Here is a 25436-nt window from a genome sequence, read left to right on the forward strand (position 1 = left end):
TGTGCCCCCCGTATAGGACACGCAAGAGGCAGCGGAGGTATTCCATGTCCAGTTTCACAGTCGCACTGAATTTCGAGGACGGCGTGACCCGTTTCATCGATTGCAAAGCAGGCGAGAAGGTGCTCGATGCTGCCTTCCGCGCCAAGATCAACCTGCCGATGGATTGCTCCGATGGCGTTTGCGGGACCTGCAAGTGCCGCGCCGAAAGCGGAAGCTACGACCTCGGTGACGATTACATTGACGACGCCCTGAGCGAAGACGAGAAAAACACCGGCCTCGTCCTGACGTGCCAGATGGTGCCGCACAGCGATTGCGTGATCGCGGTGCCGACCTCGTCGGCGGCGTGCAAAACGGGGCAGAGCGCTTTCGGCGCAACAGTGTCGAACGTCGAGCTGCACAACGATGCCGCTGTCGTGCTGGAGCTGGACGTGGATGCCGAGGCGCCGGTGTTTCTGCCGGGCCAGTACGTCAACATCGGCGTACCGGGCAGCGGGCAGCACCGTTCGTATTCGTTCTCATCCGCGCCGGGCGAGTCGAAGATCAGCTTCCTCATCAAGAAGATTCCCGGCGGCGGGATGAGCCGCTGGCTCGAAACCGCACAACCCGGCGACAAGCTCAACCTGCACGGCCCGCTGGGCAGCTTCTATCTGCGCGATGTGCAGCGGCCGCTGTTGTTCCTTGCCGGCGGCACGGGGCTCGCGCCGTTCCTGTCGATGCTTGAAGTGCTGGCGCGCACCCATTCGCAGCAGAAGGTGCACCTGATTTATGGCGTGACGCGTGACCTCGACCTGGTGCAGGTCGATGCGATCGATGCCTATACAGCGCGGCTGCCGAATTTCAGCTACGCCACGGTCGTGGCCGACGCCGCGTCGAATCATCCACGCAAGGGATGGGTGACGCAGCACGTGCCGGCCGATGCGCTGAACGATGGCGACGTCGACGTCTATCTGTGCGGGCCGCCGCCGATGGTCGATGCGGTGCGCAAGTACTTTGACGACGAAGGCGTAAAGCCGCGCAGCTTCTACTACGAGAAGTTCACGCCCAATGCAGTACCGGAGGCGAAGGCGGCATGAGCATGCAACGATTCTCAGGCAAGGCCGTCGTCGTGACGGGGACGGCGCAGGGCATCGGGCGCGGCGTGGCATTGGCCGCAGCAGAAGAGGGCGCCCAGGTGCTGCTGGTGGACCGGGCGGAGCTGGTCTACGACGTGCAGGCCGAGATTGCTGCAGCGGGCGGCCAAGCCCACGCCACCACCGCCGATCTGGAAACCTACGCTGGCGCTCAACATGCTGTACAAGCGGCGCTGGATGCGTTCGGCCGCATCGACGTGCTCATCAACAACGTGGGCGGCACGATCTGGGCAAAGCCTTATCAGCACTATGAAGAAGCGCAAATCGAAGCGGAGATCCGCCGCTCGTTGTTCCCCACGCTGTGGTGTTGCCGCGCCGTGCTGCCGCACATGGTGGAGCGCCGTCAGGGCGTGATCGTCAATGTGTCGTCGATTGCCACGCGCGGTATCTATCGGATTCCGTATTCGGCGGCCAAGGGCGGCGTGAATGCGCTCACGGCAAGCCTCGCCATGGAGCACGCGCAGGACAACATCCGCGTCAACGCCGTCGCCACGGGCGGCACCGAAGCGCCGCCGAGGAAAATCCCGCGCAACACGGCGCCCATGTCGGAGCAGGAGGCGGTCTGGTATCAGGGCATCGTCGACCAGACCATCGCCAGCAGCCTGATGCACCGCTACGGCACGGTAGGCGAGCAGGTAAAGGCGATTCTGTTTCTGGCGTCAGACGACGCTTCGTACATCACGGGGACGGTGTTGCCGGTGGGTGGCGGGGATCTGGGCTGACCATCGCCGCTCTCTGCAAGGCCCTTGCCTATATAAAAAAAACGCCAAGCGGGCGCACCGCTTGGCGCTGCACAACGTGGCATGAACGGGCAACTCATCCATGCGACGGGAATCGAACGGCCGGGGGGGCAGCAGTTCGATGTTTCTAGGGTAAGCATCACAATTGAAAAGAAGGCAAGGCATTGTCAAACAGATCGCGATGGATCGATCGGCGACTTTTCGCGCGATATTGTTTATCCCAATAGGGCAGTGCTGGAAAATTGCACATGTCGCCACGTAATTCATATGGCGATAATTTTCCCGGAAACTCGGCGACTTCGTTGTTTTCCCCTTGGGCCGTTGCGCAGCCATGCCTTGCTAGCGCCTGCCCTTCACGTCGCAGCCCCAGGGAATGTGAACGTTTCTCCATATTCGGTGGGCGTCCTCCCGCAAATTCGCATATTTCGACTGCTTCAAACGGTCGCTTGATTACAGGCGAAACAAAGCTCTGGTGACTTTGCAATTGTTTGGAATTCCCCAGATAGCGCATGCTATTTCTAACCCTGTCATGCTGCCTCAATGAGCAAGCCTCCTAGAAAAAGAAGGCAGCTGGCCGAAGTGATCGGCATATCGATTACAAGAAAAAATAGATAGAACGATATAAATCAACGGGGAAGTAGCGATGCGGATCGCTGTATTAGAAGACGATCCTGGCTTTCTGTCACTCATGGAATCCGTGATTGAGCGCCTGGGACACTCGTGCGTGTCATTTCGGGATGGCATGCAATTGTTCAAGAACTTGCAGCGCGATTCCTACGATCTCTTGATTCTGGACTGGCATGTTCCAAAAATGTCCGGAATGGAGATACTGGTCTGGCTGCGACAAAAGAAAGAAGACCGCACACCGGTCGCGTTCGTCACCAGCGCAGCCTTTGAATCGGAAATCGTGGCCGCCCTGCGCCAGGGTGCGGACGACTACATCATCAAGCCGATCGGCGCTGCCGTCCTGGAGGCCCGCATCGAGGCCATTCTGCGGCGGCTGTATCAGGAAGAAGCCGACAGCACGCTCGAGCTTGGGGCATTCAGGTTCGACGGCACGCGCCGCGTTGCCTACGTCCGCGGCCAGGAAATCAAACTGACCAGCAAGGAATACGAACTCGCTCACAAGCTCTTCTCTCGCAAGGGCAAGTTGCTGACGCGCGATTACCTGGTGAGTGCAATCTGGGGCGAGACCTATGCCGGGGAATCCCGCACGCTCGACACGCATATCTCGCAGATCCGGCTGAAGCTGGGGCTGAACCCTGGCAACGGTGTGAAGCTGATCTCGGTATATGGAGCCGGATACCGCCTGGAGAGTGCGTGATGCATGACGGACGTGCTTTGCCAGGTTGGCGCTCCCGCAGCGTGGCGCTGAGCCTGTTTGTATTGGCCATGGGCCCGGCGCGAGCGGAGCCCGGAACCTCACCCGAAGACATCCTGCGACTCGCGGATCGCACGGTCGCACAACTGCAAATGGCGCAGTACGGCGACCTGTGGGAGACGGCGGCGCCGATGGTTCGAGCCACGACCGACAAGGGATCGTTCGTCCGCCAGATGCAGGCGACGCAAATGACCGACCGCGCCGTGCTGGATCATGGCTGGGCTTCCATCACGCGCATCCGATATCAACACAGCCGTGATATCCCGGACGGACTTTATGCCAACGTGGATTATGCGGTTCATCTGAAAAACGGCGATGTGAAATATCGGCTGATCAGCTTTCGATTAGAAGGCGATGGGCGATGGTATTTTGTTGGCAGTGCAGAGCGACAATATTCCAATGGCGTTCCAACGCAACCCGTGATTTTCAAGTTCCCCCCTTGACTGTCGTCCGCGCCACGTCGGCGGCCTGACGGAATTGCGCATGTGGCTGCCAAGCCGCGTCACGCCGTGATCCGCAGCCCATCGCGCTTCCTATCGGCAGGGTGCCGCTTGTCGGATTTCTCTCGTCTTCGCATTTTCCCGGCGAGATAAACACGATGTGCTTTATCGCAATGCAATTTAACGGTGCCTGACAATTGCTTTTCAATGCTTTGCATTGGATAAAGCGACCCCTATTAAATTGACTCACAGAGTGCCCTCGCGCACACGGACCAGGGCCCATAAAAATCAGCAACACGCTTTTTCATCCACGGCGTTGCTGTCGAGCAATACGTTTGGGGAAGCCAATTGAATCTCATCTATAAAACCAAGTACAGCCACATCAGGAACATGATGGTGGTGGTGGCGGAGACGTGCTGCGGCTCTGGCAAGGGTGGTGCCGCGCAGGGAAAAACCGCGAGCCAGCGTGCGCTGAAAGCGCTCGATACGGTGTTGCACCGGAAGTCCGCCATCGCGTTGGCGCTGTCTGCGCTGCTAGGGCTGTGCCTGCACGGCACCGCGCACGCGCAATACACGAACGGCACGTCGGGCACCGCAACAGGCACCTCGGTGGCGATCGGAAGCGGCACGGGCGCCAACGCTGCCAGCGCCTCGGGTTCTGCAGCGGTGGCCATCGGCAGCGGCGCAACCGCCACGGGCGGCTCGACCAGCGCAGGCGCCATCGCCATCGGCAGCGCCAAGGCCGGCACATCAGGCACGCCATTCCAGAATGGCGCCATTGCCATTGGACAGGGCGCGCAGGCACTGAGCAGCAACCCGACAGGCGGCACATCGCCGATTGCCATCGGTGCGACCTCCAATGCCAACGGCACAGGCTCTCAGGTTGCCATCGGTGACCAGGCAGTCGCGACAGGCGTCGATGCGATCGGGATTGGCGGTCATGCAAACGCTGCCGGCGTGAAAGCGACCGGCAACGAGTCCACCGCCATCGGCCAGTCTTCGGCTGCGACGAACACCGGTTCGGTTGCGCTCGGTTACTCGGCCACGTCGTCGGGTATTGGCTCGGTAGCGTTGGGCGGCAACGGCACGTTGGGTTCCAACGCAACGGGCGATGCATCGTTTGCGGTGGGCGGCGGTTCTTCTGCGGCAACGGCGGGCGCGATCGCCGTGGGCTCGGCAGGGGCAACAGGCGTTGCAGCTGGCGGCGCCGGCGCGCAGGCCAAGACGGGCCTTGGGGTCATCGCCATTGGGGCCGGTGGCGCTGGAGGCTCGGTGGCAGGCGCCACCGGCGGGGCAGGTGCCGTCGCCACGGGTTCCGGCTCGATCGCCTTGGGTGACGGAGGTGCGGGCGGTTCCGTAGCGGCTGGCAAAGGCGGCGCGGGGGCGATAGCGAGCGGGGCAAGCGCCATCGCCATCGGCTCCGGCACGGCCGGGTCCACCACGGCAGGCTTGGCGGGTGCCGCCGCCACGGGCAGCAACGCGATTGCCGTTGGCGCAGGTTCTTCAAGTGCGGGGGCCGGCGCGACGGCGGTCGGCACAGCGGCATCCGCCATCAGCGCAAATGGCGTTGCACTTGGCAATGGCGCGGTCGCGAACTTCGCGAAAGATGTGGCGCTGGGCTCGGGGTCGAGCACGGCCGCTGCTGTGGGCACCTCCAGCGTCACGGTGGCGGGGTCCACCTACGCGGTGGCAGGGACGAGCCCCACCAGCACGGTCAGCGTGGGCACCGTCGGCGGGGAGCGCACCCTCACCAATGTTGCAGCTGGCCGCGTCAGCGCCACCAGCACCGATGCGGTCAACGGCTCCGAACTCTATGCGACGAATCAGGCGATCGCGGCCGTCAATACGATTGCCAACAAGGGCTGGAACGTGACGACCGCACAGACAGGCACCGGCACGGCCAGCGGCACAGCTGTGAGCAACGTGGCCCCGGGCGGCACCGCAACTTTCACCGCCGGCAACAACGTCGCCATCACGCAGAACGGTGCAAACATTACGCTGGCCACCAGCATGACGCCCACGTTCACCAGCGTGACGACCGGCAACAGCGTGCTGAACAACAACGGCCTGACGATCAGCGGTGGGCCGAGCGTGACGAGCACTGGCATCAACGCAGGCAACACCGCCATTACGAACGTGGCCGCGGGCACGGCATCGACGGATGCAGTCAATGTCAGTCAGCTCAACGCCGTCAATGCCACCGCACGTGCTGGCTGGAATGTCAGTGCACAGGGCAGCAACGCCACCAACGTCGGCCCGAACAGCACCACTGGCACCAGCGTTGACCTGAACAACACGGACGGCAACCTCGTTGTGAGCAAGACGGCGGCAAGCAACAACGTCAGCTTCAATCTGGCGCCCAACGTCAATGTCGCCAATAGTCTGACCGTCGGCCCCGCTGCCAGCGGCACGACCATTACCGCGACGGGGGTAACCACCAACGGTGGCACAGGCCCGAGCCTGACCACGGGTGGCATCAACGGCGGAGGCTTGGCGGTGACCAACATTGCACCGGGCGTCAATGGCACCGACGCGGTGGATATGAACCAGCTCAATGCGGTCAACACGATTGCCAACAAGGGCTGGAACGTCACGACGGCACAGACAGGCACCGGCACAGCCACCGGCTCAAGCGTGACCAACATCGCTCCGGGCGGCACGGCCACTTTCACCGCCGGCAACAACGTCGCCATCACGCAGAACGGCACGAACATCACGCTGGCCACCAGCATGACGCCCACGTTCACCAGCGTGACGACCGGCAACAGTGTGCTCAACAACAGTGGCCTGACGATCACCGGTGGGCCGAGCGTGACGAGCACCGGCATCAACGCGGCCAACACCGTCATTACCAACGTGGCTGCGGGCACGGCCGCCACTGATGCAGTGAATGTCAGTCAATTGAACGCAGTGAATGCGGCGGCAGGCGCGGGGTGGAACGTCAGCGCACAAGGCGCCAACGCCACCAACGTCGGCCCGAACAGCGCCACGGGCAGCACCGTCGATCTGAACAACACCGACGGCAACATCGTCGTGAGCAAATCGACGACGAGCAACAACGTCAGCTTCAACCTGGCGAACAACGTCAATGTGGCGGGCAGCGTGACGGTCGGCCCGGCGGCCAGCGGCACGAGCATCACCGCCACGGGCGTGACGACCAATGGCGGCGCTGGCCCAAGCCTCACTGTCACAGGGATCAACGCGGCCAATACCGTTATCACCAACGTTGCCAAGGGGCAGGTGTCCGCCACCAGCACGGATGCCGTCAACGGATCGCAGCTCTACGCCACCAACCAGACGGTCAGCAATCTCGTCAATTCGGTGACAAACGGCGGCGTGGGGCCCGTCCAGTACAGCAATCCGTCTTCGCCGACCACGCCGAATGGCGGCACGCCTTCGCAAGACCTGACATTGGTGGGGGCGGCGGCCGGTCCGGTGACGCTGCATAACGTGGCCCCCGGCGTGGCGCAAACCGATGCCGTGAACGTGGGGCAGCTCAGTGGCGCGGTGGCAGGTCTGGGCGGCGGCGCCTCCATCAACCCGTCTACCGGAGCGGTGACGGGGCCGACGTACACGGTCAGCAACGCCAACGGCACAACGTCCACGGTCAACAACGTGGGCGCAGCGCTGGACGCGATCAACAGCGCGGGCATCAAGTACTTCCACGCCAACAGCACGGCGCCGGACAGCCAGGCGTTGGGCCTGGACAGCGTGGCGATCGGTCCAAACGCCGTCGCCAACCATGCCGGCGACATCGCCCTGGGTGCCGGCAGCGTGACGGCATCGACGATCGCCACGCCTTCCGCCGCCATCAACGGCACGCTCTACACGTTTGCCGGCGGCGCGCCGGTCAGTACCGTCAGCGTGGGGACGCCGGGCGCAGAGCGCACCATCACGAATGTGGCCGCTGGGCGCATCAACGCAGGCAGCACGGACGCGATCAACGGCTCGCAACTCAATGCAGCCGATCTGGCCATCACCGCATTGAGCGACAAGGTCAACAGCCTGGGGGCGACGGTGGCCACCAACCTCGGTGGCGGATCGAGCTATAACTCGTCGACCGGCGCGGTCACCTCGCCAACATTTGGCAACGGAAGCAATGGCGGCGGTAGCTCGCTCGGCAACAACGTGGGCGCCGGGGGCGGGCCCGCGACCACCGTATCGGCAGGGCTGCTGGCAGCCGCCAACACCTGGATCACGGGCAACCCGACGACCTACACAGCGCCCCTGGCCATCGGGACGAACAGCACTGCAGCAGGGAGCGGCGCCGTCAGCACCGGAAGCAACTCCGTCGCGCTGGGCAACAACTCCAGCGACGGCGGGCGCGCAAACGTGGTGAGCGTGGGATCGGCGGGGGGTGAGCGGCAGATCACCAACGTTGCCGCGGGCACGCAAGGCACGGATGCGGTCAACGTCAGCCAACTCAACTCCGCGATCGGCCAGTCGAATGCCAATATGACGCAGCAGCTCAATGGCTTGCAGCAAAGCGTGAACAACGTCGCGCGCAACGCCTATGCCGGCGTCGCAGCGGCCACCGCGCTGACGATGATTCCCGACGTCGACAAGGACAAGACGCTGTCGCTTGGCATCGGCGCGGGCTTCTATCACGGCTATCAAGCCGTGGCGATCGGCGGCACCGCGCGCATGACCGAAAACATCAAGGTTCGTGCAGGGGTCAGCACGAGCCCCGGCAATGGCACAACGTTTGGCATGGGCGCTTCGATGCAGTGGTAAGCCGCCCGTCCAACCCAGAACGCTCCACCACACACCATCATGATGAAATCCGTTATCTGGGCACTGGCGTTTGCCGTGCCGCTGGCCGCGTGCTCAAGCGCGTCAGGTCCAACATTCAATGCCTATCAAATCAACGCGCAAGACGGTATCGCGACGTATCGCGTCGAATGTCACGGCCTGCTCCAGGGGCAGGGCGTCTGCACCGACAAGGCCAAGGAGATTTGCGTCGACCAAGTTGTGCGCCCGATCGAACCGGTGACGCCTTTTGGTCGCAGCACGGACGTGCGCACCTTGACCTTCCAATGCGGGCCGGCGCCTGCGAAGCCCGTAACGGCGGCGCCTCCGGAAACCAGGCCGGCAGCAGTCTTCGTGCCAGCGGCGGTCGTCAAACTGGATCTGAACGGTGACGCCAACTTCGATACGGGCAAGGCGACGCTCACGGCCGCCGCCAAGCGCAAGTTGGATCAATTGCTCGCAGGCAGCCGCGGCATTGCGTTCAGCCACGGCGAGATCAGTGGCTACACGGATTCGCGCGCCTCGGCGGCATATAACCTTGCGCTGTCGCGGCAACGCGCGGAGAGCGTGGCGGGCTACCTGCGCAGTCGCGGACTGCAGTGCGACGACCTGACCGTACGTGGCTTCGGCAAGGAGAACCCCGCTGCCTCCAACGCCACGGCGTCGGGGCGTGCGATCAATCGCCGGGTCGAGATTCGGTTGAGCCGGTCGTGAGCAAGGGCGCGAGCCAAAACAAAAACGGCGCCGATGCGCCGTTTTTTTATGCCTTCGCGGGATAGCCGAACATTCGGCCGCGGCGTTCAGCCCAGATACGAACCGGACTTGCCAACCACCTCTGCGTACGCGAGGTTGTCGTCCCAACCGTTGCGGAAAAAGTTGATGACTGCGCGCAGCAGCGAGGTGCGGTTGGCGGCTTGAACTTGGATTTCGCCGGCGAACTTGGGGGTGAAATAGGCTTGCTGGACCATGATGTTTTCTCTCAGTGCGTGATCTAGGGTTTTCCCGAGTATAGGGTTATCCCTAGGGCTGAGCAATGAGTCAAAGCAAACCTGCGGTCCATTTTCAATATCACTCAATGTAAATAATCGGTGCGCTCGGCGCCCGCTCTGCGCCCGGTCCAAGCAAAATCGAGCGACTCGTTATGTGACTTTTGAGGCATATTTTTCCGCGCTGGAAAAGATTTTTTAACGGCACGTTCCGCGCAAGAGGTGAAAAATCGCACGAAGAAGTGATCTTCTTCGCTCATTTTTCGCCTATATGCCGCCATTTTCTTTCAACGTGCGGGCTTGTTGTTTGATCCACATGCCCTCTACCATACGCCGCCGAATCCCCCGCTTCTGCTTCTGTTTCGAGGAGGCCTCGTATGGCGTATCCCCCAATCCCGGTGCCGGCCGACGGCGCGCCCAGCGCCAACACGGCGTGGCAGGCGCGCAGCCGCGCGGCCGTCTGGCATCCGTGCACGCAAAATGCGCGGCTCGATGCCATGCCGCCGCTGCCGATCGCGCGCGGTCAGGGGCCATGGCTGATCGACTTTGACGGCAAGCGCTACCTGGACGGCACCAGCTCCTGGTGGGTCAACCTGTTTGGCCATGCGAATCCGCACATCAACGCGGCGCTGAAGACGCAGCTCGATTCACTGGAGCACGTCATGCTGGCGGGCGCGACGCACCGCCCGGCCGTGGAACTGGCCGAGCGCCTGATCGAGCTGACGGGCGGCGTGCTGGGCCACAGCTTCTTCGGCTCCGACGGCGCTTCTGCCGTGGAAATCGCGCTCAAGATGAGCTTTCACGCGCATCGCAATGCAGGGCAGGGCGCACGCAGCCGATTTGTCTGCCTGGAACACGGCTACCACGGTGAAACGCTCGGTGCTCTGGGCGTGACCGACGTGGCGATCTTCCGCGATGCGTATGACCCGCTGATTCTGCAATCGCATCGCGTGCCGTCTCCGGACGCGCGTCTGGCCGGCCCGGGCGAAACCGCCGCCGACGTAGCCGAACGCGCGCTGGCGGCACTGCGCGATTGCCTGAGCACCCACGCCGGCACCATCGCCGCCGTCATCATCGAACCGCTGGTGCAATGTGCGGCCGGCATGGCCATGCACGACGTGAGCTATCTGCGCGGCGTGCGTGCGCTCTGCGACGAATTTGGCGTGCACTGGATTGCGGATGAAATTGCCGTCGGCTGCGGCCGCACCGGTACGTTCTTCGCCTGCGAACAGGCTGGCGTGTGGCCGGACCTGCTGTGCCTCTCAAAGGGCATCAGCGGCGGTTATCTGCCGCTGTCGATCGTGCTGTCGCGCGATGCCATCTACGACGCCTTCAACGACGATGCGCCGGTGCGCAGCTTCCTCCATTCGCATTCGTATACGGGCAATCCGCTGGCGTGCCGCGCGGCCCTCGCCACGCTCGATCTGTTTGCTGAAGAAGACGTCTTTGCGCGCAATCGCGTGACCGCGGCACGCATCGCCCAGGCGCTGGCGCCGCTGTCGCACGATGCGCGATTTGCCCATCTGCGGCAGACCGGGATGATTACCGCCTTCGACGTGCACCCCGACGTGGCCGGCGCACGCTTTGCCGAACGCTTTGCGCTGACGGCGCGCACGCACGGGCTGCTGCTGCGCCCCATCGGCAACACCGTCTATCTGCTGCCGCCGTATGTGCTGAGCGACGAAGAGACCGACACGCTGGTCGAGCGCACGCTGCAGACGCTTGAAGACACGCTCGCCCAAGCCACGGGCGAAACTGAAGGACACACCTATGCGATTGCTTGACGACCTGCAGGCGGGCCTCGACGCCATTGACGCTGCGCACCTGCGCCGCGTGCGCCGCACCGCGTACAGCCCGACCGACCGCAGCCAGCGCATCAGCGTGCCTGGCGAAGAGCCGCGCGACATTCTGGGCTTTTGCGGCAACGACTATCTCGGGCTGGCAGCGCACCCCGCCTTGGCCGAGGCGATGACGCAAGGTACGCAGCAATATGGCTTTGGCAGCGGCGCATCGCACCTTGTCAGCGGCCATTCGATTGCGCACGCGCGGCTGGAAGCACGCATGGCTGCGCTGCAAGCCGCGCATATTCCCGAGGCGGATGCGCTGTTCTTCTGCACGGGCTACATGGCGAATCTGGCCGTGGTGAGCGCCATGGCGCAGGCTGGCGGCATCCGCCCGGCCGATGAATGCACGATCTTTTCCGACGCGTTAAATCACGCTTCGCTTATCGACGGTGCACGGTTGTCGCGGGCGCCCACCAAGGTCTATCCGCACGTCGACCTCGCTGCGCTGGAAGTGCTGCTGGCGGCGAGCACCAGCCGCAACAAGCTGATCGTCACGGACGGCGTGTTCAGCATGGATGGCGACATCGCGCCGCTGCCCGAACTGCTTGCGCTGGCCGAACGCTACGACGCCTGGCTGATCGTCGACGACGCCCATGGCCTGGGCGTGCTGGGTGAGAACGGCGCGGGCGTGCTGTCGCACTTCGGGCTGCGCTCGCAGCGCATCATCTATGTCGGCACGTTCGGCAAGGCGGCCGGCGGCTCGGGCGCGGCCATCGTCGGACATCGGCTGGTGATTGACTGGCTGGTGCAGCGCGCCCGCACGTACATCTTCACAACGGCCACGCCGCCGGGCATCGCCTCTGCCGTGGAAGCCGCGCTGGACCTGATTGCAAGCGAAGAGGGCGCTGAACGTCGTGCCCGCCTTGACCGCCACATCGCCGTGTGGACTTCGCACGCGCAGCGGTTGGCTGCACGCTTCGGCTGGCGGTGGATGCCGTCGCCGACAGCCATCCAGCCGATCGTGATTGGAGAGAACGCACCCGCGCTTGAACTGGCCGCTGCGCTCGAACGCGAAGGCATCCGCATCGCTGCCATCCGCCCGCCGACGGTGCCGGCCGGAACGGCGCGCCTGCGCATCACGCTGTCAGCGGCGCATACCGATGCCGACATCGAGCGTCTGGCGCAGGCGCTGGAAGCGGCTGGCCAATCCCTGCAGCCCGCCAAGGCAGCCTGACATGCCCGCACGCTTCGATTGCTTTGTCACCGGCACCGATACGGAGATCGGCAAGACGCTCGTCAGCGCGGCATTGCTGGCCAAGCTCTCCGACGCCGGCTACCGTGCCGCGGGCCTCAAGCCGATTGCGGCAGGCACGCTGGCGGGCGCACCCACGCGCACCAACGAAGACGTCGAGCAGCTGCGCGCCGCGGCATCGGTGGATCTGCCGCTCGACACCGTTTGTCCATGGCTGCTCGACGCGCCGATGTCTCCGCATCTGGCTGCCGCGCGCGAAGGCGTGACGATCACGCTGCCGCCGATTCTCGATGCGTTTGCGCAGGCCAGATCGTTGGCGGATGCCGTCGTGGTGGAGGGCGTCGGTGGTTTCCGCGTGCCGCTGTCGGACAACTTTGATACGGCCGAGATGGCCGTGGCGTTGGGCTTGCCCGTGGTGCTGGTTGTGGGCTTGCGCCTGGGCTGCTTGAATCACGCCGCACTCACTGCCGAGGCGATTGCCGCGCGCGGGCTGCATCTGGCCGGCTGGGTCGGCAACGTGGTTGACGCGTCCATGGCAGGGCTTGACGACAATGTCGCCACCCTGCGCCGGTGGATCAACGCACCGCATCTGGGCATGATTCCGCGATTGCCGCACGCCGATGCGCGGCTCGCCGGGGCCCACGTCGACATCGCACCGCTACTCGCGCGCCCGGCCGAAACGCGGCGGTAAACTAGGCGCTTCACTCAGTGCAACAGGGACGATTGTGATGCGGGCGATGCGTTGGCTGGCGGTAGCGATTGTGGTGGCAGCGACGGCGGGATGTGCGGCCTTGGAGTCCCCCGTCACCAAGGGGCAGCGACTGGTCGGCGCCGACGAGCCCGCCGTGCAGGCGCAGTTCGGGCCGCCGCGCGAAACGTATCCACTCAATGGCGGCACCCGATGGCTCTATCCGACCAAACCGTACGGCCAGTTCACCTACGCGGCCGACTTTGATGCCGGCGGCAAGCTCGTCGCCTTCAAGCAAGTCCTGAGCAGTCTCGAATTTGCCCTGGCCAAGATCGGCGTCTGGACCCGCGACGACGTGCTCCGGCATTTCGGTCAGCCGGTCGAGACCGCGTATTTCCCACGCATGGAACGGCTGGTCTGGTCGTACCGCTTCAAGGCGGACGACGTCTGGCCGTCGCTGATGCATTTCTACTTCGACCCGGCCGGCGTCCTGCAACTGACGCAGATCACGCCCGACCCGCTTTACGATCCGGACCGCCCCCGGCTGTTCCGCCGCTAGTTGGCCCGCAGTTGAGGTAGCGCAATCCGATTGTGCGCTCAGGGTTCCTCCTGCATTGCGCGCCTTGCGCGGCGACCTAAGCTAGAGAGCAGGGGAGGCAGACGCCGCCGGCGCTTGCCGAGAGCAACCGTCATCAGAACGGACGCGCATTGTTGGGGGTGCATCATGCTGACGTATCGCTGGGTCGACATCGACCCGATCGCAGCGGGTCAACATCCGCTGTACGGCATTGCCGGATGGCTGCCGTGGGTGCTGGCCATTGCCATCGCGGGGCCAACGTGGGTGTTCTGGCAGGGGCTGTCAATGGATGCGCTGCAGCTGGCCGGCGCCGACCTGTTTGATGCCAACGCGCCAGGCAGCGGCGCCATCAACCTCACCACGCTGCTGTATCTGATTTCCAGCGTGACGGTGCTGGTGCTGGCCACCACGCACGACAGCGCGTTCCGCCCGGCCATGCTCGTGCACATGGCGCTGCTGCCGCCGCTGATTGGTCTGATGCTGATGGCGGGCGGCATTCCAGGGGCACGCTCCACCTTCATCGACGGCGTGGCCGTTGCCGTGGCACTGACGCTGACGTGCGGCGTCTACTTGCAGGCCTCGCGCCGTGTGCACATCACCTTCGAACTACGCGACCGGGCGCCTGGCGAGCATGCCTGGTTCAAGCGTCAGAAACGGGCTGCGGCGGGTTGACGAGCGTGACCATCACGTAGCTCATGATGGTGAGGAGGAACCAGGCGCCCAGCTTGGCGATCGACACCATCTCCCAGCCCTGCAACTGGTTCGGATAGAGCCACGTGCGCGTGAACGTGCCGATGTTTTCGGCAAGCCAGATGAAGAGGGCGACCAGCGTAAAGCCCAGCAGGAAGGGCATGCGCCGGTGGACGCGATCGATGCGGAAGTGGATCCAGCAGCGCCGGAATGCCATCGCAATGAGCGCCATCAGCACGTAGCGCAAGTCCCACCAATAGTGGTGCAGGAAGAAATTCACGTAGATTCCGAGCGAGAGCAGCGCCGTCACCGCCAACGGCGGATGATGCGTGAAGCGCAGGTCAAATTCGCGCCACGCCCGCGCGATATAGCTGCCCACCGAGGCATACATGAAGCCGGTGAACAGCGGCACGCCGCCAATGCGCAGCACCGACGCCTCGGGGTAAATCCACGAGCCGACGGCCGTCTTGAACACCTCCATGCCTGTACCGGCCACATGGAACATCAAGATCACCTTGGCCTCGTCCCACGTCTCCAGCTTCAGCCACAGCAACGCAATCTGGATGATCACCGCGGCCATCGTCAGGGCGTCGTAGCGGGCAATCGGTGCGTCGGCCGGATACCAGAAATGCGTGCCGATCAGCAGGGCGACCATCAGCCCGCCGAACAGGCATGCCCACGCCTGCTTGATCCCGAAGACGACAAACTCATGCAGCCCCGCAGCCAATTGGCCGTGGCGCGCAGCCCAAGCGCCGCTGCGGTCACGCCAATACGTAAAACGGGCCCGCAGGCCCGCTCGCAAGGAGATCGTTTCCGCCGGCATTCAGTCGATCAGCGCAAAGCGCGGCACCTGCCGGCCGTCGACTTCAACCATCTCGTGGAACATCGTCGATGGGCGTGTCCAGATCGTGCCGTTGGCGGCGCGATAGACCGTCATCTTGATGGCGGGATCGGGTTCGTACGTGGCCTCGCACAGCCATTCGTATTCACCGCCCTTGTAGTGCCGGTAGCGGCGCGTTGACGTGTCTTGCATGGCAGCTTCAGTGGTGCGTGGGCTTGTCGTCTTCGTCGACGTAGGGGACGTGCTTGCCTTCCTGCGTCTGCGCGCCGAGCTTGGCGTCTTCCATGGCGTCCTGGTAAGCCAGCATGGCCGCGGCCACGGCTTCGGGTTCGCCGTTGAAGGAAATCACGCTCTCGCCGCAGTTCGGGCATTCGCCGCCGAAGATGGCGTGGATGCCGGGCATGTCGCGCGGCTCCATCCCTTCGAATTCGGTAAAGGCGGTCTGGCAGGCGCCGCAGACAAGCTTTTCAGGGCGCAGCGCCTCCAGCCGGGCGTGTGCCTGAGAAATGCGGTCGGCCTGTGAGCCGCGTCGTTTGGCTTCGCCCATGATGTTCTTCCTGATTCAGATGATTGGAGGATGGATCATACCGAACGGCGCGGCACAGCTGCCAGTTCGCACCGCCCGCTCAGCGTTCCGCCAATCGCTTCAGCGCGGCCAGAACGTCGGGAAAATCCGATGTGACCATCGGCCCGAATGCAGCGGCATCGGGGCCCGTGATCTCGGTGCGATAGACGATCTTCGTGTGACCGGACGGCAGGCTGACGAGCTGGTGATCCACCAATACGCGGGTGCCATCGACGATCGTCTCGTCGACAAAACCTTCGTTGGGACGCACGTCGACCAGCGTGCTGACGAACGGGTCTTGCCCCGGCGGCTGCATGGTGAACTGCGTACCGTTGGCAAACGGCCCGTGGAGTTCAATGCGCTCGATGCCGGCATTCCAGTCGCCCCATTTCTCGACGTTGGCGAGCAGTTCCCAGACGCGGGCGGGGGAGGCGGTCGTTTCAATGCTCTCTTCGTGAATCCACATAAGCGGCTCCGGATGTTATTTGACGTGTCGGCTGGCAACCTTCCATGGCGGCGCTGCCACGGTATAGGTTGCGGCGGATCGGGCTGCAAGGTACAGGCATGCGGTGGCAGTCGGCAACCATCGCGCACATCTCGGCTGATCGCGGCTGATATAGTGCGGCCCCTTTGACCAGATTCACGGCTTTCACATGTCTACGATTCCTGCCTGCCCAGAATGCGCCTCTGAAAACACCTATCAAGACGGCGAGCTATATATCTGCCCGGATTGCGCGCACGAATGGAATCCGTCGGCACAGGAAGATGAAGAAGAGACGGCGCTGGTCATCAAGGACGCCAACGGCAATCCGCTGAATGCGGGCGATTCGGCAACGCTGGTGAAGGACCTGAAGCTCAAGGGCGGCTCGGGCACGCTCAAGGCGGGCACGAAGATCAAGAACATCCGGCTGGTGCCGGGCGACCATCCGATCGACTGCAAGATCGATGGCGTGAGCTATCTGCTCAAGCCGGAGTTCTTGAAGAAGGCTTAGTGGAGGGCGTTGGATCGAGACTGGCCGAGGCTGGTCGATCTTTTATTTAACATAATGCAAATTATGAGAAATATACAGACGCGCGCTGAGGTGGCGGTGTCACATCACCCGACCAACCCAGCGGCGCGCATTCGCCATATCACTCGGCCATCGCCGGCACCACTTCGACGCGTTTCGGCACGCCCGTCACGATGGTCGCGACGGCAATCGCCAGCACCACGGCGGCGCCGATGAACACACCGGCCGCGCCGTTCGCGTCGAACACCACGCCACCGGCTGCCGCGCCCGTTGCAATCGCGAGCTGCACGGCGGCGACGATCAGGCCGCCGGCGCTTTCGGCCTCGTCGGGCACGGTGCGTGTCACCCATGTCGACCAGGCCACCGGCACGCCGCCAAACGCCATGCCCCAGAGTGCGATGAGCACAGCATCGATGACGGGCGCGCGGCCCAGCGCCACGAGTGCGATGCCGAGCACCACCATCAGCGCCGGCATTGCGATCAGCATTGGGCGCAGCCGATGTTCCAGCACGCGGCCGGCCAACGATGTGCCGACGAAGTTGGCAATGCCATAGCCCAGCAGGATCGCCGACAGGCCGTTCACGCCAACGCCCGCCACCTGCTCCAGGAACGGCCGCAGGTACGTAAAGAACGCAAAGTGCCCGGTGAACACGAGGATCGTCGCGAACATCCCGATGCCGACGCTCGGGCGGCGTAGCACGTCGATCAGCGTGCGCAGCCGCGTCGTGCCGCTTGGCGCCATCGATGGCAGCGTCGCGACTTGCGATGCGAACGCCAGCACCCCGAGCGCGGCCGCAGCAAGGAACACATTGCGCCAGCCGATCAGGTGGCCGAAGTAGCTCCCGAGCGGCGCGGCGGCGATCGTGGCGACGGCGACGCCGCTGAAGATGATCGACAGCGCCCGCGGCACGAGCGCAGCAGGCACGAGGCGCATTGCGGTGGCGGTGGCCATGGTCCAGAAGCCGCCGAGCGCAACACCAAGCACCACGCGGCCGATCAGGATCGTTGTCAGGTTGGTCGCAAACGCCACGGCAAGATTGGATGCCACGAGCAGCACCGAAAACGCCAGCAGCACGCGCCGCCGGTCGATGGTGCGCGTGACGGCGGCGGTCAGCAAGCTGGTGACGAGGGCGACCGTTGCGGTGGCCGTGACGGCCTGCCCTGCCACGCCCTCGGTCACGCCGAGGCTTTCCGCCATGGGCGTCAGCAGGCTTGCAGGCAGGAATTCGGCCGTGACGAGCCCGAACACGCCCAGCGCCATCGCGAAGACGGCGCCCCAGGCAGGTTCACGCGGGGCCGCGACTGAGGCGGCCGTAGAGGTTCCGGGATTCATGCGTCGTTCCGTAGAAAAGTCAGGGAAAGTACCAATAAGGCCGCATGGTAGGGCCCGTCAATCGGACGGTCTATGACATACAATCCGATCTTGTTGATCATTCGTCCGAATAGTTGCGATGCCCACTCCCCTCCCCGACGTGCACGACCTTGTCAGCGAGCTGCTGCTGGGCATGCGGCTGAGCGGTGTCCAGTACCGCCGTATCCACGTGGCGCGGCCCTTCGGGCTGAGCTTTGGCGAGGCGCCGGGGCGTGCGCAATTTCACTTCGTTGGCCGCGGGCCCGTGCTGCTGCGTGATGCGTCGGGCGCAACGATGCGACTCGAAGCCGGCGATGCGGTGTTGCTGCCGCAGGGCACGCCGCATGCGCTGTTGTCCGATCCGGATGCGCCGTGCCGCGAGATCGCCGGCTTTGAAGCCGCGAAAATCTGCGACACGGTGGCGTCGGTGGGTGCCGGTACGGAAGCGGCGCCGGGCGATGCGCTCATTTTCAGCGCGTGCATGGAGCTGGACCTGGGCGGCATGCAGCCCCTTGTCGGCACGATGCCGGAGTTCATGCACGTCGGCACCCTGCTCGCGCGCTATCCGGAAATCCGCCCGATGCTCGACGCGATGGAGCGCGAATCGTGCTCCGAGCGCGCAGGCTTTGCCGGCATCCTGGCGCGGCTGGCGGACGTGGTGGCCGCCTTCATCGTGCGCGGCTGGGTGGAATGCGGCTGCGGCGACGCCACGGGCTGGGTGCAGGCCCTGCGCGAGCCGAAACTGGGCCGCGCGATCGTCGCCCTGCATCGTGACCCGGGCCGCAACTGGAGCGTCGCGGAGCTGGCAGCGCAAGCCGGTGTCTCGCGCTCGGTGTTTGCCGAGCGCTTCCTGGCGGCGACCGGAATGACACCCGTGCGCTATCTGACCGAGCTGCGGATGCGGCTCGCCGCGCAATGGATCACCCGTGACCGCGAGGCGATCGAAGCCGTCGCGTATCGGCTCGGCTACGGGTCGCTCGCTGCGTTCAGCCGCGCATTCAAACGGGTGGTTGGGCGGCCGCCGGGTGCCATGCGCGCAGAAGGCGCCGAACTTGACGCGTGATGTTCAGCGCTGGCGATAGTGCTGTGCCGCGTGCCGGATCTCCTTGCTGAATTCCGCGCACACATGCGTCATCAGATCGGCCGAACGGTAGACCATGTAGACGTTGAAATCCGGCAACTCGTCTTCCATCGGCAAGGTTTCGAGCGAGCCCGGCACCATGCGCAGCGGCCCGCCGGTGCCGCTGAAGACAAATTCCGACCACATGCTGACGACGTCTGTCTTCGTGGCCAGCTGCAGCCCGAGCAGATTCGACGCGCTTTGCACGATCCGCCGCGGGATGTCGAGACGATGCAGCCGCATCAGGCTGACCATCGGGCTGCCCGGATCCTCCAGCGGGTCGAGCACCAGCCAGTCGGCATCCAGCAGTGGCCGCAGCCGGCGCACGCGGCGCAGCGGATGGCCCGGGCGCACCGCCAGGCGCATCGGCACCGAAAACAGCGGCTCCCACTGAAAACTGCCCGTGCCGGGGCCGCTGTTGCTGGAGATCAAACCGATATCGAGCCGCCCCTCTCGGAGCCCTTCCAGAATCTGCTGCGGACGCTGTTCGAAGCCGCGTAGCGCGACGTTGGGAAACCGCTTGCGCAGCGCCGCCATCGCGTCCGGCAGCGGGCCGCTCGACGCCACGGCGGTAAAGCCGATGTTGAGTTCCGCCTCCGCATGGCCGCGAATGGCTTCGATGTCTTCCAGCGCGTGACGCAGTTCCTGTTCGACGACACTCGCGCGCTTGACCAGCGCCATGCCATATGCGGTCAGGCTCACGCCGCGCACCGAACGCGACAGCAGCGTGACGCCAAGCTCCCTTTCCAGCTCCGCAATCGCCTTCGACAACGCCGGCTGCGAGATGTGCAGCCCGCGAGACGCTTCGTGGATGCTGCCGTGCTGTGCCACGGCCAGCAGGATGCGCAATTGGTGCAGCTTCACGTCGCTCTCCCCATTGTTGGGCGCCATGCCCGGCACTCGGCGTGTCACGCGACGTCGCCCCCAGGATTCGCGGGCTTTCCCCGATAGCGGATGCAAGCCGGTTATGACGGCGATTCTATTTGGTTATCGGGATGAATATTTACGATTTTTTCCGGACGGCGGCTTGGCGGAATACTGCAAGCGCCCAAGGGTTCGCAGAAGCCCTCTCGCCAATCCCCCGGATGGAGATCCACATGAATGACGCCACCCTGCAGACGCCGTTGCCCGCCTCGGTTGCTGCTGCGCCCAAGCCTGTCGGCCAGGCACGGCTGATCGCCGCATGCTCGATCGGCAATGCGCTGGAGATGTACGACTTCACGGTCTACAGTTTCTTCGCGCTGATGATCGGCAAGCTGTTCTTTCCGTCCGACAGCGCGTATGGCTCGCTGCTGCTGGCGGTGGCGACGTTCGGCATCGGCTTTGTGATGCGCCCGCTCGGCGGCTTCGTGATCGGCAACTATGCAGACCGCCACGGACGCAAGGCAGCGATGACGCTGACGATCGGCCTGATGGTCATCGGCACGCTGTGCCTGGCGGTGGCGCCGACGTACGCCACCGCAGGCCTGTTCGGTCCGCTGGTCATTCTGGCCGGGCGGTTGCTGCAGGGCTTTTCGCTGGGCGGCGAAATCGGTGCGTCGACCGCGATGCTGATGGAGTCCGGCGGCGTCCGTGGGCGCGGGTTTCGCGTGAGCTGGCAACTGGGCAGCCAGGGCATTGCGGCGCTGTGCGGCGCGCTGACTGCGGCCATTCTGTACGGCAGCCTGTCGCCGGAAGCGCTGCAGAGCTGGGGCTGGCGGGTGCCGTTCTTCCTCGGCTTGCTCATTGCGCCGGTGGGTCTCTACATCCGCTCGCACCTGGATGAAACGCACACCGCGGAAGCGCATGCGCCGAGCCCGCTCGGCACCTTGTTCCGCGACCACGGCGGGCTTGTCGTCAAAGGCGTGCTGACGATTATCGGCGGGACGGTCGGCACGTATCTGGTGATCTATTTCATGCCGACCTACATGATCCGCGAGCTGCATCTGCCGCCTTCGCTGTCGCTGCTCGCTGGTTGCGTGACGGGGCTGACGAGCTTTGGCGCGTCGCTCCTTTCCGGTTGGCTGGCCGACCGCCTGCCGCGCCGCAAGCCGCTGGTGGTGGGCGCAACGCTGGTCACCGTGGCGGCGCTCTATCCGGCTTTCTGGCTGATGACGCATTACCCGAGCGTGCCGCTGGTGCTGGTGCTCTCGGCGCTGCTGACCGGCACGCTGTACCTGGGCACCACGCCGATGCTGCTCATGATGATGGAGCTGCTGCCCATCAAGGTGCGCGCCAGCGGCCTGTCGGTCATCTACGCGATCGGCGTCACGGTATTTGGCGGTTCGTGCCAGTTTGTCGTGACGTGGCTGCTGGCCCGCACCGGCAATCCGCTCTCCCCTGCCTTTTACATGATGGCGTGCAGCGCCATCACGCTGCTGACGGTGCTGAGCCTGCGCGAAGCGCGCGACACCCACTGACACCGGATTCCCATCTCCAACGTCCAACCCCGGAGCCCCGACATGACCAAAGCCCCCACGCTCACGCCGTTCCAACTGCTGCCGCATCTGCTGCCGCCCGTCCATATCGATGCAGAAACGTTCGTCAACATCCGCCGCCAGATCCACGCGCAGCCTGAACTCGGTTTCGAGGTGGGCGCCACGAGCACGTTGGTGGCCGATCTGCTCAAGAGCTGGGGCTACGAGGTCCACACCGGCATCGGCAAGAGCGGCGTGGTCGGGCAGCTGAAACTCGGCAAGGGCACGCGCCGTCTCGGCATTCGCGCCGACATGGACGCCCTGCCCATCGTGGAGGCGACCGGCCTGCCCTACGCCAGCCGCAACCACGGCAAGATGCACGCGTGCGGCCACGACGGGCACACCGCCATCCTGCTCGCCGCGGCCAAGGCGTTGGCCGAGAGCCGCGATTTTGACGGCACGCTGAACCTCATCTTCCAGCCGGATGAAGAAAACCTGTGCGGTGCGCGCGCCATGATCGAAGACGGCCTCTTCGAGCGCTTCCCTTGCGATGCCGTCTATGCCCTGCACAACATGCCGGGCGTGCCGGCCGGCAGCTTCCGCGTGCTGCCGGGGCCGGTGAGCCTGTCTTCCGATGTGGCCGACGTCACCATCAAGGGCATGGGCGGACACGGCGCGATGCCGCATCGCGCGCGGGATCCGATTGCCGCTTCGGCCGCCATCATCACCGCCTTGCAGACCGTGGTCGCACGCAACGTCGCGCCCGACGACACGGCGGTGGTGTCGGTCGGATTCATTCGCGGCGGGGCCACGCACAACGTGATTCCCGAATCGGTGACGATCGGCCTGAATGTGCGTGCGGCGCGGCCGGAAACGCGTGCGCTGGTGGAAATGCGCATTCGCGAGATCGTCAGCCTCACCGCACAGGCCCATGGCGTCGAGGCGCAGATCGACTATCGTCAATTGACGCCGCCCATGGTCAACACCGAGGCCGAGACGCAACTGGCGCAGCAGGTCTGCACCGAACTGGTGGGCGCGGCCAACGTCGTCACGCAGGCGCCCAAGGGGCTCAACGGCAGCGAAGACTTTGCCTGGATGCTCAATGAAGTGCCGGGCTGCTACCTGATCCTCGGCAATGGCGAAGGCGAATTCGGCGGCTGCATGGTGCACAACCCCGGCTACGACTTCAACGACCAGGTGTTGCCGTTGGGCGCCGCCGCCTGGGTGCGTCTGGCGCAGACCTACCTGACCGCGTGAAGTGAACTTCGAGTCAAGCGATGCAAGCGAATCCGAGCCACGCTGCAATACCTGCGGCCGCCAACGAAGAGATCGTGCAGTGGAGCGCGATCGAACTCTCCCGGCGCATCCACGCGCGCGATGTGTCGTGCGTGGAAGTCATGGAAGCGTTCCTTGCGCAGATCGATCGTCATAACCCGACGGTGAACGCGGTCGTGGCCCGCATCGATGCCGAATCGGCCATCGACCAGGCACGCGAGCGCGATGTGCTGCTCTCGCAGGGCTTGTCCGGCGGCTGGATGCATGGCTTTCCGCAGGCGCCAAAGGATCTTGCGGCCACCGCCGGCATGGTGACGGCGATGGGCAGTCTCGCCATGGCGCGCAATGTGCCGACGCATGACAGCATCGTCGTCGAGCGCATTCGCCGGCAGGGCACCGTGCTGATCGGCAAGACCAATACGCCGGAGTTCGGGCTCGGCTCGCATACCTACAACCGCGTGTACGGCACGACGCGCAACGCCTGGAACCCCGAGCGCTCGGCCGGCGGCAGCAGCGGTGGCACAGCCGCCGCGCTGGCGCTGAACATGCTGCCCGTGGCCGACGGCAGCGACATGATGGGCTCGCTGCGCAACCCCGCGGCCTGGAACAACATCTACGGCCTGCGTCCGAGCCTCGGTCGCGTGCCGTACGGCCCCACCGGCGACGTGTTCTTCCAGCAGCTGGGCACCGAAGGCCCGATGGCACGCAATCCGCACGACCTCGCCTGGTTGCTCGCCACGCAGGCCGGCTACGACCCGCGTGCGCCGCTGTCGCTGAGCGACGATCCGGCGTGCTTCATGCAGCCGCTGCACCGTGACTTCCGGCAGGCCCGCATTGGCTGGTTGGGCGATTTCGGAGGCTACCTTGCCATCGACGCCGAAGTGCTGGCCGTCAACGAGCATGCGCTCGATACGTTCGACACGCTGGGCTGCCATGTCGAGACCGTGCGGCCTTTCTTCGCCATGGACGCGCTATGGGAATGCTGGTGCACGCTGCGCGCGCTGAGCGTGTCCGGCAACCTCGGCCTGCTGTACGCCAACGCCGCCACGCGCGATCTGCTCAAGCCCGAAGCGATCTGGGAAATCGAGCACGGACGCAGCCGCACCGCCATCGACATCAACCGTGCCATCGCCACGCGTGCGAGCTGGTACCAGGCGCTGCTGCGGCAGTTTGCGCACTACGATTTCCTTGTCCTGCCCTGCACGCAGGTTGCGCCCTTCCCTGCCGAAGAACACTGGCCCAAGACCGTCGCGGGCCGCGCGATGGACACGTATCACCGCTGGATGGAAGTCGTGATCGGTGCCACGCTGGCGGGCGTGCCGGCCGCGAGCCTGCCGTCCGGCTTGACCGCCGATGGCTTGCCGCTGGGCCTGCAAGTGATTGCGCCGCCCCGGTCGGAATTTGCCTTGCTGCAGCTTGCAGCCGCGTGGCACGAAGCGTTTGCGCCGGCGCGTGCGGCCTCGCCGCTATTGCCGCTATTGGGCTGAGCGATGCACACGCGCCGTGGTTTCCCGGCACGCGCCTAGCCAATCCCACACCGCGCGCACGGCAGCGTCTTCAAGCCGCGCAGATGGCGCCACGGCCCAGAAGGCATAGCGCTGAATGACGGGCGCTGAAAAAGGCTGGACGAGCGTGCCCGCCTCCAGCGCATCGCGCACCAGCGGCAGGTTCGCCAGGATCACGCCCTGCCCGGCCATTGCCGCCGACATGGCATGCCCGTCGTCGGACAGCACGATGCCCGCGTCCGTCTTCAGCGTGTGCTCGATACCCGCCGCGCGCGCCCACATCGGCCAGCCGATCGCCTGCGGCAGCGTGCGCTGCCATTCGGAATGGATGAGCGGCACGCGCGTCAGATCGTCGTGCGACTGCACTTTCAGGCCCGGGTGGCAGACGGGCGCATAGGCGTCGCCAAAGAGCCGTTCGGTGACGAGCCCGTTCCCCTTGGCGGGCGTATCGCCATAGCGCACGGCAAGGTCTGCGCTGCCGCCATGCAGGTCGACCACGGTGTCGGACGCATGAATGCGCAGATCCACCTCCGGATGCTGCGTCGCAAATTCACCCAGCCGCGGCACCAGCCAGCGCGCCGCGAGCCCCATCGGCGCCGTGAGCGTCACGCGCCTGCGCCCCGGTTGTGCCTGCGTGCCGCGAATGGCATCGATGGCCTGCGCAAACGCGTCAAAGCCGGTGTTGAGCACGGGGTACAGCTGCTCGCCAGCAGCCGACAGGCGCAGCGCGCGCACGTGGCGCTCGAACAGCACCACGCCGAGCGCATCTTCCAGGCGGCGAATCTGATGGCTGACGGCCGTGGGCGTAACCGACAACTCGTCGGCGGCGCGCTTCATGCTGAGGTGGCGCGCGGTGGCTTCAAAGGCCCGCAGCGCGCTCAGGGGTGGCAGTTTTCGCATGCGCGGGATTGTGTCATGGGCGCATTTCCCGCGTGGGCGGCATGGATGAATCCATG

26 protein-coding genes are annotated in these 25436 nt (G+C 64.7%); 16 read left to right on the plus strand and 10 right to left on the minus strand.

The genetic code is table 11. From position 1 onward, the window contains the following. The first annotated feature begins 44 nt into the window (after positions 1-44). Positions 45-1073 (plus strand): benzoate 1,2-dioxygenase electron transfer component BenC, encoded by a 1029-nt coding sequence (gene benC / locus R2676_RS23125; protein ID WP_206272155.1) that lies wholly within the window; start codon positions 45-47, stop codon positions 1071-1073. Next, entirely contained in the window at positions 1070-1852 is a 783-nt protein-coding gene (locus tag R2676_RS23130; protein WP_206272156.1) for a 1,6-dihydroxycyclohexa-2,4-diene-1-carboxylate dehydrogenase, read from the plus strand. The genes benC and R2676_RS23130 overlap by 4 nt, the downstream gene beginning before the upstream one ends. Positions 1853-2009: 157 nt before the next feature. On the opposite strand, the gene R2676_RS23135 is transcribed toward R2676_RS23130, so the two are convergent. Continuing rightward, on the minus strand, positions 2010-2381 hold the full coding sequence (locus R2676_RS23135) for a hypothetical protein (protein WP_206272157.1): 372 nt from the start codon (positions 2379-2381) through the stop codon (positions 2010-2012). 132 nt (positions 2382-2513) lie between these two features. Here R2676_RS23135 and R2676_RS23140 point away from each other — a divergent pair, with 132 nt between their 5' ends. The 4 genes from R2676_RS23140 (at position 2514) to R2676_RS23155 (ending at position 9154) form a co-directional block, all read left to right on the plus strand. After that, complete coding sequence (locus R2676_RS23140; RefSeq protein ID WP_206272158.1) at positions 2514-3194, plus strand: response regulator transcription factor; 681 nt, start codon at positions 2514-2516, stop codon at positions 3192-3194. Beyond that, positions 3194-3694, plus strand: a complete 501-nt coding sequence (locus R2676_RS23145; protein ID WP_206272159.1) for a DUF4019 domain-containing protein — start codon at positions 3194-3196, stop codon at positions 3692-3694. Before R2676_RS23140 ends, R2676_RS23145 begins: the two co-directional genes overlap by 1 nt. Positions 3695-4039: 345 nt before the next feature. Continuing rightward, positions 4040-8425, plus strand: coding sequence for an ESPR-type extended signal peptide-containing protein (locus R2676_RS23150; RefSeq protein WP_206272160.1), 4386 nt, complete (start codon positions 4040-4042; stop codon positions 8423-8425). A gap of 75 nt (positions 8426-8500) precedes the next feature. Then, positions 8501-9154 (plus strand): OmpA family protein, encoded by a 654-nt coding sequence (locus R2676_RS23155; RefSeq protein ID WP_316857448.1) that lies wholly within the window; start codon positions 8501-8503, stop codon positions 9152-9154. Between the two features lie 86 nt (positions 9155-9240). Here the strand turns inward: R2676_RS23155 and R2676_RS23160 are convergent, their stop codons facing one another. Beyond that, entirely contained in the window at positions 9241-9408 is a 168-nt protein-coding gene (locus R2676_RS23160) for a hypothetical protein (protein WP_009238159.1), read from the minus strand. A 104-nt stretch (positions 9409-9512) separates the two neighbouring features. Next, entirely contained in the window at positions 9513-9686 is a 174-nt protein-coding gene (locus R2676_RS23165; protein WP_206272161.1) for a hypothetical protein, read from the minus strand. Positions 9687-9803: 117 nt separating this feature from the next. On the opposite strand from R2676_RS23165, the gene bioA reads away from it, so the two are divergent. The 5 genes from bioA (at position 9804) to R2676_RS23190 (ending at position 14399) form a co-directional block, all read left to right on the plus strand. Further along, the gene (gene bioA / locus R2676_RS23170; RefSeq protein WP_206272162.1) at positions 9804-11210 is read left to right on the plus strand and encodes an adenosylmethionine--8-amino-7-oxononanoate transaminase; all 1407 of its coding nucleotides are present in this window, start codon (positions 9804-9806) and stop codon (positions 11208-11210) included. Then, complete coding sequence (bioF, locus tag R2676_RS23175) at positions 11197-12444, plus strand: 8-amino-7-oxononanoate synthase (protein ID WP_206272163.1); 1248 nt, start codon at positions 11197-11199, stop codon at positions 12442-12444. The genes bioA and bioF overlap by 14 nt, the downstream gene beginning before the upstream one ends. 1 nt (position 12445) lies before the next feature. Beyond that, entirely contained in the window at positions 12446-13153 is a 708-nt protein-coding gene (gene bioD, locus R2676_RS23180) for a dethiobiotin synthase (RefSeq protein ID WP_206272164.1), read from the plus strand. 37 nt (positions 13154-13190) lie between these two features. Continuing rightward, the gene (locus R2676_RS23185; RefSeq protein WP_206272165.1) at positions 13191-13709 is read left to right on the plus strand and encodes a hypothetical protein; all 519 of its coding nucleotides are present in this window, start codon (positions 13191-13193) and stop codon (positions 13707-13709) included. A 165-nt stretch (positions 13710-13874) separates the two neighbouring features. Further along, positions 13875-14399: a hypothetical protein gene (locus R2676_RS23190; RefSeq protein ID WP_206272166.1), complete on the plus strand. Its 525-nt coding sequence runs from the start codon at positions 13875-13877 to the stop codon at positions 14397-14399. Here R2676_RS23190 and R2676_RS23195 read toward each other — a convergent pair. From R2676_RS23195 to R2676_RS23210, 4 genes are all read right to left on the minus strand, one after another. Beyond that, complete coding sequence (locus R2676_RS23195) at positions 14368-15219, minus strand: DUF817 domain-containing protein (protein ID WP_316857446.1); 852 nt, start codon at positions 15217-15219, stop codon at positions 14368-14370. The two genes, R2676_RS23190 and R2676_RS23195, sit on opposite strands and share 32 nt — an antisense overlap. Positions 15220-15240: 21 nt before the next feature. Further along, on the minus strand, positions 15241-15450 hold the full coding sequence (locus R2676_RS23200; protein WP_027681461.1) for a DUF1653 domain-containing protein: 210 nt from the start codon (positions 15448-15450) through the stop codon (positions 15241-15243). A gap of 7 nt (positions 15451-15457) precedes the next feature. After that, the gene (locus tag R2676_RS23205) at positions 15458-15805 is read right to left on the minus strand and encodes a hypothetical protein (protein ID WP_206272168.1); all 348 of its coding nucleotides are present in this window, start codon (positions 15803-15805) and stop codon (positions 15458-15460) included. A gap of 79 nt (positions 15806-15884) precedes the next feature. Continuing rightward, positions 15885-16289 carry an SRPBCC family protein gene (locus R2676_RS23210; RefSeq protein WP_206272169.1) on the minus strand — a complete coding sequence of 135 codons (405 nt, stop codon included), beginning with the start codon at positions 16287-16289 and terminating at the stop codon, positions 15885-15887. A gap of 187 nt (positions 16290-16476) precedes the next feature. On the opposite strand from R2676_RS23210, the gene R2676_RS23215 reads away from it, so the two are divergent. Continuing rightward, a complete protein-coding gene (locus R2676_RS23215; protein ID WP_206272170.1) occupies positions 16477-16815 on the plus strand; it encodes a zinc ribbon domain-containing protein YjdM in 339 nt (112 codons plus the stop codon). Between the two features lie 139 nt (positions 16816-16954). Here the strand turns inward: R2676_RS23215 and R2676_RS23220 are convergent, their stop codons facing one another. Then, positions 16955-18166: an MFS transporter gene (locus R2676_RS23220; RefSeq protein ID WP_316857444.1), complete on the minus strand. Its 1212-nt coding sequence runs from the start codon at positions 18164-18166 to the stop codon at positions 16955-16957. 118 nt (positions 18167-18284) lie between these two features. On the opposite strand from R2676_RS23220, the gene R2676_RS23225 reads away from it, so the two are divergent. Beyond that, a complete protein-coding gene (locus R2676_RS23225; protein WP_206272113.1) occupies positions 18285-19247 on the plus strand; it encodes a cupin domain-containing protein in 963 nt (320 codons plus the stop codon). Positions 19248-19250: 3 nt separating this feature from the next. On the opposite strand, the gene R2676_RS23230 is transcribed toward R2676_RS23225, so the two are convergent. Then, on the minus strand, positions 19251-20168 hold the full coding sequence (locus R2676_RS23230; protein WP_027681456.1) for a LysR family transcriptional regulator: 918 nt from the start codon (positions 20166-20168) through the stop codon (positions 19251-19253). Positions 20169-20401: 233 nt separating this feature from the next. Here R2676_RS23230 and R2676_RS23235 point away from each other — a divergent pair, with 233 nt between their 5' ends. The 3 genes from R2676_RS23235 to R2676_RS23245 are packed head-to-tail and all read left to right on the plus strand — an operon-like array spanning position 20402 to position 24462. After that, complete coding sequence (locus R2676_RS23235; protein WP_206272112.1) at positions 20402-21703, plus strand: MFS transporter; 1302 nt, start codon at positions 20402-20404, stop codon at positions 21701-21703. 42 nt (positions 21704-21745) lie between these two features. Then, positions 21746-22957 (plus strand): M20 aminoacylase family protein, encoded by a 1212-nt coding sequence (locus R2676_RS23240; protein ID WP_206272111.1) that lies wholly within the window; start codon positions 21746-21748, stop codon positions 22955-22957. Between the two features lie 20 nt (positions 22958-22977). Then, on the plus strand, positions 22978-24462 hold the full coding sequence (locus R2676_RS23245; protein WP_316887537.1) for an amidase: 1485 nt from the start codon (positions 22978-22980) through the stop codon (positions 24460-24462). Here the strand turns inward: R2676_RS23245 and R2676_RS23250 are convergent. Beyond that, the gene (locus R2676_RS23250; RefSeq protein ID WP_206272109.1) at positions 24451-25380 is read right to left on the minus strand and encodes a LysR substrate-binding domain-containing protein; all 930 of its coding nucleotides are present in this window, start codon (positions 25378-25380) and stop codon (positions 24451-24453) included. The two genes, R2676_RS23245 and R2676_RS23250, sit on opposite strands and share 12 nt — an antisense overlap. Positions 25381-25436 lie beyond the last annotated feature (56 nt).

Origin of the sequence: Ralstonia flatus, assembly GCF_958439105.1 — a bacterium.
Classification (GTDB): domain Bacteria; phylum Pseudomonadota; class Gammaproteobacteria; order Burkholderiales; family Burkholderiaceae; genus Ralstonia; species Ralstonia flatus.

Bases quoted from the DNA above. Each gene is read 5' to 3' on its own strand.
- R2676_RS23185 (WP_206272165.1), top strand. From the start codon at position 13,191: ATGCGGGCGATGCGTTGGCTGGCGGTAGCGATTGTGGTGGCAGCGACG.
- R2676_RS23200 (WP_027681461.1), bottom strand. From the start codon at position 15,450: ATGCAAGACACGTCAACGCGCCGCTACCGGCACTACAAGGGCGGTGAA.
- R2676_RS23210 (WP_206272169.1), bottom strand. From the start codon at position 16,289: ATGTGGATTCACGAAGAGAGCATTGAAACGACCGCCTCCCCCGCCCGC.
- R2676_RS23135 (WP_206272157.1), bottom strand. From the start codon at position 2,381: ATGCGCTATCTGGGGAATTCCAAACAATTGCAAAGTCACCAGAGCTTT.
- R2676_RS23145 (WP_206272159.1), top strand. From the start codon at position 3,194: ATGCATGACGGACGTGCTTTGCCAGGTTGGCGCTCCCGCAGCGTGGCG.
- R2676_RS23165 (WP_206272161.1), bottom strand. From the start codon at position 9,686: ATGAGCGAAGAAGATCACTTCTTCGTGCGATTTTTCACCTCTTGCGCG.
- R2676_RS23160 (WP_009238159.1), bottom strand. From the start codon at position 9,408: ATGGTCCAGCAAGCCTATTTCACCCCCAAGTTCGCCGGCGAAATCCAA.
- R2676_RS23190 (WP_206272166.1), top strand. From the start codon at position 13,875: ATGCTGACGTATCGCTGGGTCGACATCGACCCGATCGCAGCGGGTCAA.
- R2676_RS23215 (WP_206272170.1), top strand. From the start codon at position 16,477: ATGTCTACGATTCCTGCCTGCCCAGAATGCGCCTCTGAAAACACCTAT.
- R2676_RS23250 (WP_206272109.1), bottom strand. From the start codon at position 25,380: ATGCGAAAACTGCCACCCCTGAGCGCGCTGCGGGCCTTTGAAGCCACC.
- R2676_RS23235 (WP_206272112.1), top strand. From the start codon at position 20,402: ATGAATGACGCCACCCTGCAGACGCCGTTGCCCGCCTCGGTTGCTGCT.
- benC (WP_206272155.1), top strand. From the start codon at position 45: ATGTCCAGTTTCACAGTCGCACTGAATTTCGAGGACGGCGTGACCCGT.
- bioD (WP_206272164.1), top strand. From the start codon at position 12,446: ATGCCCGCACGCTTCGATTGCTTTGTCACCGGCACCGATACGGAGATC.
- R2676_RS23130 (WP_206272156.1), top strand. From the start codon at position 1,070: ATGAGCATGCAACGATTCTCAGGCAAGGCCGTCGTCGTGACGGGGACG.
- R2676_RS23205 (WP_206272168.1), bottom strand. From the start codon at position 15,805: ATGGGCGAAGCCAAACGACGCGGCTCACAGGCCGACCGCATTTCTCAG.
- R2676_RS23245 (WP_316887537.1), top strand. From the start codon at position 22,978: ATGCAAGCGAATCCGAGCCACGCTGCAATACCTGCGGCCGCCAACGAA.
- bioA (WP_206272162.1), top strand. From the start codon at position 9,804: ATGGCGTATCCCCCAATCCCGGTGCCGGCCGACGGCGCGCCCAGCGCC.
- R2676_RS23220 (WP_316857444.1), bottom strand. From the start codon at position 18,166: ATGAATCCCGGAACCTCTACGGCCGCCTCAGTCGCGGCCCCGCGTGAA.
- R2676_RS23140 (WP_206272158.1), top strand. From the start codon at position 2,514: ATGCGGATCGCTGTATTAGAAGACGATCCTGGCTTTCTGTCACTCATG.
- bioF (WP_206272163.1), top strand. From the start codon at position 11,197: ATGCGATTGCTTGACGACCTGCAGGCGGGCCTCGACGCCATTGACGCT.
- R2676_RS23240 (WP_206272111.1), top strand. From the start codon at position 21,746: ATGACCAAAGCCCCCACGCTCACGCCGTTCCAACTGCTGCCGCATCTG.
- R2676_RS23225 (WP_206272113.1), top strand. From the start codon at position 18,285: ATGCCCACTCCCCTCCCCGACGTGCACGACCTTGTCAGCGAGCTGCTG.